At 74.1% G+C, this 6,671-nt stretch carries 7 protein-coding genes; 3 read left to right on the top strand and 4 right to left on the bottom strand.

All coding sequences use genetic code 11. The features are described 5' to 3' along the window. Positions 1-126 precede the first annotated feature (126 nt). From pcp to ACWDBE_RS36180, 4 genes are all read right to left on the bottom strand, one after another. Complete coding sequence (gene pcp / locus ACWDBE_RS36195; protein WP_449810067.1) at positions 127-810, bottom strand: pyroglutamyl-peptidase I; 684 nt, start codon at positions 808-810, stop codon at positions 127-129. A 121-nt stretch (positions 811-931) separates the two neighbouring features. Further along, entirely contained in the window at positions 932-2,170 is a 1,239-nt protein-coding gene (locus tag ACWDBE_RS36190; protein WP_449810063.1) for an alpha-hydroxy-acid oxidizing protein, read from the bottom strand. A 156-nt stretch (positions 2,171-2,326) separates the two neighbouring features. Next, a complete protein-coding gene (locus ACWDBE_RS36185; RefSeq protein WP_449810062.1) occupies positions 2,327-3,541 on the bottom strand; it encodes an MFS transporter in 1,215 nt (404 codons plus the stop codon). Between the two features lie 84 nt (positions 3,542-3,625). Continuing rightward, complete coding sequence (locus ACWDBE_RS36180; protein WP_449810061.1) at positions 3,626-4,387, bottom strand: MerR family transcriptional regulator; 762 nt, start codon at positions 4,385-4,387, stop codon at positions 3,626-3,628. Positions 4,388-4,618: 231 nt separating this feature from the next. Between ACWDBE_RS36180 and ACWDBE_RS36175 the strand changes: the two genes are divergently transcribed. From ACWDBE_RS36175 to ACWDBE_RS36165, 3 genes are all read left to right on the top strand, one after another. Beyond that, entirely contained in the window at positions 4,619-5,605 is a 987-nt protein-coding gene (locus tag ACWDBE_RS36175) for a DUF2079 domain-containing protein (protein WP_449810060.1), read from the top strand. Then, on the top strand, positions 5,488-6,102 hold the full coding sequence (locus tag ACWDBE_RS36170; RefSeq protein WP_449810066.1) for a DUF2079 domain-containing protein: 615 nt from the start codon (positions 5,488-5,490) through the stop codon (positions 6,100-6,102). Before ACWDBE_RS36175 ends, ACWDBE_RS36170 begins: the two co-directional genes overlap by 118 nt. Before the next feature lie 124 nt (positions 6,103-6,226). Next, positions 6,227-6,637, top strand: a complete 411-nt coding sequence (locus ACWDBE_RS36165; RefSeq protein ID WP_449810059.1) for a GntR family transcriptional regulator — start codon at positions 6,227-6,229, stop codon at positions 6,635-6,637. Positions 6,638-6,671 lie beyond the last annotated feature (34 nt).

Below are 6,671 nucleotides of genomic sequence, written 5' to 3'. Positions count from 1 at the left end.
ACTGCAGGGGGGACCCTGTGGGAGAGTAGGACGCCGCCGAACAATTCTTCTGAAAAGCCCCTGATCCATTCGGATCAGGGGCTTTTCGCATTTCCCGGAAACCGGACTCGACGGGCTCGACGGCAGTCAGCCGCCCCGGCGGGACAGCCAGTTCCGTCGGCGCGGTGTGGCCACCGTGCCGACGGGCGGCGGATGGAGGGCGGCCACGGCGCTGCGGATCAGGATGCGCACCCCTTCGGCCGCTGTCTCCGCCGACATCGAGGCGCTCTTCTCCTGCCCGGATGCCTGGCTCGGCAGGTAGGGCAGGCGTGCGAACCCGCCGCGCAGCGCCGGGCGTTCGGTGGCGATCAGGTGGGCCAGCCCGTAGAAGACGTGATTGCAGAGGTGGGTGCCGGCGGTGTGCGAGAGGGTGGCCGGGATGCCGGCCTGCTGGACCGCCTCCACGCACGCCTTCACGGGCAGCGAGGAGAAGTACGCGGCCGGGCCGGCCGGCACGACCGGCTGGTCGACCGGCTGGTTGCCCTTCCGGTCCGGTCCCCGGACGGCGTCGTCGAGGTTGACCGCCACCCGTTCGACCGTGAGGTCCGGGCGGTTGCCGCCCTGGCCCGTGGCGATGACCAGGTCGGGTTCGAAGCGGGCCACCGCCCGGTGCAGTGCGGTGATCGAGTCGCCGAACACCCAGGGGAGTTCGGCGAACTCCAGGGCCACTCCGGCCGGCGGAGCGGCGGCGACCAGCCGGCCCGCCTCCAGGGACGAGTTCAGGGGATCGCGGCCGAACGGTTCGAAGGCGGTCAGCAGGACTCGGATGATGGCGGACCTCCTGGCCGATGGGAACGTACGGACCCGATTTGTGCCGTTCGAGCGTAGGGCCGTCCCGAATATCCCGGCAAGCCCCGACGGTTTCCGGTGGGCCCCGCGACCTGAGGTCGTGTCAGGTACGGCGCAGCGCACCGTCCGCGCGCAGGGAGGCCAGGGTGGGGTAGCCGTCGACGGCCATCAGCAGGTCGGCCTCGGCGAGCAGGGAGCGCAGCACGTGGACGATGCCGTCGGTGCCCTCCAGCGCCAGGCCGTAGGCGTACGGGCGGCCCACGCCGACGGCGGTGGCGCCGAGGGCGAGAGCCTTGACGACGTCGGTGCCCGAGCGGACGCCGGAGTCGAAGAGGACGGGCAGCCCGTCGGCGGCGGCGACCACGTCGGGGAGCAGGTCGAGGGCGGCCAGGCCGCCGTTGGCTTGGCGGCCGCCGTGGTTGGAGCAGTAGATGCCGTCGACGCCGCCGTCCCTGGCGCGGCGGACGTCCTCGGGGTGGCAGATGCCCTTGAGGAGGATCGGCAGGTCGGTGAGCGAGCGCAGCCAGGGCAGGTCGTCCCAGGTCAGCGGGTTGCCGAAGACGCCGGCCCACTCCAGGACGGCGGCCTGCGGGTCCTCCTCCGGCGCCTGGGCGAGGCGGGCGCGGAACACCGGATCGGAGGTGTAGTTGGCCAGGCAGTGGCCGCGCAGCTGGGGGAAGTTGGCGGTGGCCAGGTCGCGCGGGCGCCAGCCGGTGACCCAGGTGTCCAGGGTGACGACGATGCCCCGGTAGCCCGCGGCCTCCGCGCGGTGCACCAGGCTCTCGGCCAGCGCCCGGTCGGTGGGGGTGTAGAGCTGGAAGAAGCCGGGGGTGTCGCCGAACTCGGCGGCCACCTGCTCCAGTGGATCGACCGTCAGGGTGGAGGCGACCATCGGCACGCCGGTCCTGGCGGCGGCCCGGGCGGTGGCGAGGTCCCCGTGGCCGTCCTGCGCGCACAGGCCGATCACCCCGATCGGAGCCATGAACAGCGGGGTCGGCAGCCGCAGGCCGAACAGTTCCACCGAGAGGTCCCGGGTGCTCGCGCCGACCATCATCCGCGGCACCAGGCCCCACCGGTCGAAGGCGGCGACGTTCGCGCGCTGGGTGGACTCGTCGCCGGCCCCGCCCGCGACGTAGGAGAGCACCGAGGGCGCCAGGGCCGCGCTCGCCCGCGCCTCCAAGTCGGTGAAGGCCATCGGCATCGTCGGCAGCACACCGCCGAGCCCGCGCAGGTAGATCTCGTGCTGGTAGTCGCCGAACCGCCCGTGGAACGCCGGGGCCGTCCGCTCGCCGCTCCCCGGCGTGCTGCCCCCCTGCTCGCCGCCCACCCGCTCGCTGCCCATCCGCCGGCCGTCCTTCCGTCCGCACCCGCCCGGGACCGTCCCGGCAGGGTGCCGTCAGCCCACCCGCCCACCCCGCAGGACGTGCGGGTGGGCTGACGGCACCCCGGCATTCTCACCACGAACCGCGCCGACGACCAGGGTCGGGGCACGGGCGCGTCACGGCGCCGGCGCGGGACGGACCCGGTGGCCGTACCGCCACACCGCGGCCGAGGCGAGCAGCGCGACCGTCCCGCCGAGGAGCATGACCGTGGTGGGGGAGGAGCGGTCCACCACCACGCCGCCGGTCAGCGCGCCGACCGAGAAGCCGGCCTGGAACACCGAGGTGAACACCACGCCGGCGCCCTCCGGGGCGTGCGGGGCCGCGGCGAGGAACCAGGTGAGCGAGCAGACCGGGACGGCGCCGTACGCCACGCCCCAGAGCGTCAGCAGGACGGCGGCGCCCGGACCGCCGGTGCCCAGCAGCGGCAGCAGCAGGGCCGCGGCGGCGAGCAGGACGGTCGCCGCGCCGAACACCGGCCGCAGTGCCCGGGTCGCGCGGCCGCCGGCCAGGACGTTGCCGAGCAGCCCGGCAGCGCCGTAGACGAGCAGCAGGGTGGTGATCAGTCCGGTGCCGGCGTGGGTGGTACCGGTGAGGAAGGGGGTGACGTACGTGTAGCTGCCGAAGTGGGCCGGCACGATCAGCAGGGTCACCACGATGCCGGTACGGGTGCCCCGACCGGCCAGCAGTCCGCGCAGCACGCCCAGCCCGGTGGCGGTCAGCGGAGGCAGCGGCGGCAGCGACCGCAGGAGGGCGGCCAGGGCGACCAGGGTCAGTGCGGCCATCGCGAGGAAGGCCGCCCGCCAGCCGGCCAGCGAGCCGAGGAACACCCCCGCCGGCACGCCGAGCACCGAGCCGAGCGGCACGGCGGAGAAGATCAGCGTGTTCGCCCGGGCCCGCCGGTGCTCGGGGACGAGGCGCGGCGCGAGTCCGGAGCCGATCGACCAGAACGCCCCGATGACCAGGCCGAGGGCGATCCGGGCGGTCAGCAGCGCCCAGTACGCCGGGGCGAACGCGCTGAGCAGGTCCGCCAGGGTCAGTACCAGCAGCAGCGCGCAGAGCATGGTCCGCCGGTCCGCGCGCCTGGTCGCGACGGTCACCACGGGCGCGGCCACCGCGGCGACGATGCCGGGCAGGGTCATCATCAGCCCGGCCGTGCCGTCGGAGATCCGGAACGTGGCGCCGATCGGGGTCAGCAGGCCGATCGGGAGGATCTCGGTGGTGACGATGGAGAAGACCCCGGTGGTCACGGCGAGGACGGCGAGGGTGCCGCCGTCCCGGGTGTGGGGCTTCGGGACGGGCGGAGCGGAGCGGGGGGTGGTGCCGGTCGGCATGCCGGAGATCCTGTCGACGGGTGGTGGGTCTGTGACCCGAAGTCCACCAGTGCGAGCGGGGGTCGGGCTGGCGTGAATCCGACGTCAACGCTTCCGCGGCGGGGCCGCGTCCCGGCGCTCGTCGGCGAGGCGGCGCTGCTTGGCGCGGTGGGCGAGCGCGCCGAGGATGCGCTGCCAGGTCGGCGAGGCCTCGGCGATCCGGGCGAAGATCACCGCCTGGTTGCCGGGTCGGCTGCTGTCCCGGCCGTGGGCGAGCTCCCAGGCGTCCAGGTCGTCGATCAGCCGGTCCACCCGCGGATCGTCGGGCTCCCAGTCCAGCGACTGGTCGCAGAGCAGGAACAACCGGGTCGTCTCGGGGTCGTCGAAGCTGGCGTTCTTCTCCCGGATGCCCCGGCGCACGGCCTCCGGGTCCAGGACCTGGAGCAGGATCCAGGTGTCGCGTTCGAGCCGCACCGACCGTTCACTGACCCCGAGCGCGCGCATCCGGTCCAGGATGGCGACCACCTCGGGTGGCAGTGCGAGCCGCTCGCCGCTCGCCAGGTCGGCGATCCGGCGGCGGTGCTCGGCGAGTTGCTCGATCCGGCGCTCCAGTTCGCCGTCGAGGTCGGTGACGGCGGCGGCGAACTCCTCCGGCCGCGCGTTCAGCAGGGCCTGGATCCGGGCCAGCGGCACCCCGGCGTCGGCGAGCGTCCTGATCCGGATGAGGTCCACCGCGGCCTGCGCGCTGTACCGGCGGTAGCCGGAGCCGTCGCGTTCGGGCTCGGGCAGCAGTCCGACCTGGTGGTAGTGGCGGACGGTGCGCACGGTCACGCCGGCGGTCGACGCGAGTTGACTGATCGTGAGCACCGTCCGGCTCCGCTTCTGTCGAGGTCGGGGGGCTGAGGCCGAGGTCGCGGTGGATGTCGAGGGGGATCGCGGGACGAAGGGTCCGACTGGGCCGAGTGAGCCGGGTGAGCCGGAACGAGGCCCCTGGAGGGCAGCCAGAAGGCCCGGTCGGCGTCGCCCGGCCGGGTTTGACGGGTTCTCGCGACTTCCAACACCCTTCCACTAATCGAATAGTGAAAGGGTACTTTGTCGATGCCCGCTTCCGTCTCCCCGGCCGCCCGGCCTTCCCCGGCTTCCCGGCCCTCCACGTCCTCCCCGCCCGCGCAACCCGCCGTGCTCGCACTGGCCGTCCGGCGCGCGACACCGCTCGCCCGCCGCCCCGCCGTGCTCGCCTGGGCACTGGCGACCGGGTTCGCCGCGCTGTACGCCTGCGTCGGCGTCAACCGGCACCGGCGCGGCCTCAGCAAGGCCTACGACCTGGGCATCTTCGAGCAGGCCATCCGGGCGTACGCCCACGGGCAGGCGCCGATCGTGCCGCTCAAGGGGCCCGGCTACCACCTGCTCGGGGACCACTTCCACCCGCTGATCGCCGTCCTCGCCCCCGCCTACCGGGCCTTCCCGAGCCCGCTCACCCTCGTCGTCGCCCAGGCGCTGCTGATGGCGCTCGCCGTCGTCCCGCTCACCCGCTGGGCCCACGAGGTGGCCGGGCCGCGGGTGGCGCTGCTCGTCGGCAGCGCCACCGGGGCCTCCTGGGGGATCGTCCGGGCGGCGGCCGACGACTTCCATGAGATCGCCTTCGCCGTCCCGCTGCTCGCCTTCGCCGTCACCGCGCTCGGCCGGCGCCGACCGCTCGCCGCCGCGCTCTGGTCGCTGCCGCTGCCGCTGGTCAAGGAGGACCTGGGGCTGACGGTGGCCGCCGTCGGCGTGCTGATCGCCTGGCAGGCCCGGCGGGAGCGGCACCGCAGTCCGCTGCCCGGACTCGCCTTCGCCGCCCTCGGCCTCGTCGCGACCGCGCTCACCGTGCTCGTCGTGCTGCCGGCCTTCAATCTCGAGGGGGCTTCGACTACTGGCGGCAGCTGGACGGCGGCGGGCAGCCCGCCATCTGGGGGCTGCCGGTGCGGATCGGTTGGCCGCCGGTCAAGTGGCTGCTGCTGTTCCTGCTCGCCGCCACCGCCGGCTTCGCCGGCCTCCGATCGCCGCTCCTGCTGCTCTGTGTTCCCACCCTCGCCTGGCGGCTGACCTCGGGCAACTCGCACTACTGGGGAGTCAGTTACCACTACAGCGCGGTGCCGATGCCGATCGCGCTCGCCGCCCTGGTCGACGTCCTGCGGCGCGTCGACGTACGCCGAGCCAGGCGCGCGCTCGCCGTCAGCGCCCTGGCGACCGCCGTGACGCTGCCGCTCTACCCGCTGCACGAGGTGGTGATGCCCGAGGCGTGGCGCACCTCGCCCCGGCTCACCGAGGCCCGGGCGCTGCTCGGTCGGATACCCGACGACGCCACCGTGGCCGCCTCCAACCGGCTGGCGGCCCAGCTCACCGCCAGGGCGGAGGTCACCCTGGTGTGCCGGGCGCCGGTGGGCCCCGGGCCGCAGTGGGTGGCCGTCGACCTGCGCGACCCGAGCGTGCAGTCCCCGTGCGCCACCGCCGACACCGTTCGGATGCTGGGCGTCTACCGGGAGCGCGGCTACCGGCCGCTGGTCGAGCAGGACGGCCTGCTCCTGCTGCAACGCCCCTGAAGCGCCTCGTACGGGGCATCCCGGCGGCACCCCGCATCTCGGCGGCACCCCCGGGTCCGGCTTGACCCGCGCGCCGCAGTGGGCCACCATTCCACTATTGAACTAGTGAAAGGCCGGAAAGCCGGTGATCGAGTACCGCATCGAGCGGCGCAGCGGTGTCTCCACCTACCAGCAGATCGTGCAGCAGACCAAGCAGGCCCTGCGGCTCGGACTGCTCCAGCCAGGAGACAAGTTGCCGACCGCCCGTGAGGTGGTCGAGGCGACCGCGATCAACCCCAACACCGTGCTGAAGGCCTACCGCGAACTCGAACGCGAAGGGCTGGTCGAACCCCGCCCGGGGCTCGGCACCTTCGTCCGGCGCTCACTCGCCCGGCCGGGGGCCGCGGCCGACGGGCCGTTGCGCGCGGACCTGGTCGGATGGGTGGACCAGGCCCGCGCGGCCGGGCTGGAGCGTGAGGACATTGCCGCGCTGATGGCCTCCGTCCTGGAGCAGCGCTTCGACACCGGGGTCACCGGCCCCGGCAGCGGGGCCTGAGGCTCCGACGCCGGGGCCGCGCGCCTCGACACCG

The sequence above is a fragment of the Kitasatospora sp. NPDC001132 genome (genome assembly GCF_053598415.1).
Note: the sequence above shows the minus strand (reverse complement) of the source record. Positions and strands in the feature narration are given on the sequence as shown.